This is a genomic window from Paenibacillus sp. 01T422, from assembly GCF_056398785.1.
Genome location: NZ_JBFTQB010001513.1, coordinates 1 through 640, shown reverse-complemented (window position 1 = coordinate 640; position 640 = coordinate 1). Strand labels below are relative to the sequence as shown.

The following is a 640-nucleotide window of genomic DNA, read 5'->3' as shown; positions in this document are numbered from 1 at the left end:
ATCCAACTTAATTATCTGTTTGACATTATCGGATAAATCTTGTGTCGGGCTCTCACCTACCACCTCTTGGATCATCGGATTTAACGAAATTAAGGTGGTCATCTCATTGATGAATTCCAGTCTCTCTTGAACAATTAAACGTGCGGAATCCAGGTTTTTCTCAATGAGTTCACTCATCTTCTTATTAATAATTCCGGTTGAACCCAGGTATACAATGACCGTAATAATAACAGATGGCACTAAGATCGATGCAAGGAAATACAACACCAAACGATTACGAATATTCATATGTATTTTCCACTGATGCAGGCTCCTTTCCGAGTAATCGCCGTGCAATTTCAGTATAACAACAATCTTAAAATAGCCACAAGATAGCGCATACAACTGCATAACATTWTTAACTTTTTCCCACAAGTTTTTATATTTTATTGCGTTTATAAACTTGCTAACATAAATACGAAAGCGCTTCACACAACTCAAAGGGGGCTACAATTTGAGAACGAAAATTTCTAAATCGCAATACCGTCTTAGTCTTGCATGTCTGTGCGGTGCATTGGTTACTACGATTCTAGCTGGCTGTACCGGCAGTTCATCTAACCCAAGCAATTCCCCAAACARCAGTTCGGGAGCTGCGCCAAGC

The 640-nt window shown here is 39.3% G+C and carries 1 protein-coding gene; it reads right to left on the bottom strand.

Annotation, left to right across the window (positions count from 1 at the left end; all coding sequences use genetic code 11):
- Positions 1 to 288: hypothetical protein (locus AC1DUA_RS39910; protein ID WP_477504915.1), on the bottom strand; the 288-nt coding region annotated here is incomplete at its 3' end.
- Between the last annotated feature and the right edge of the window lie 352 nt (positions 289 to 640).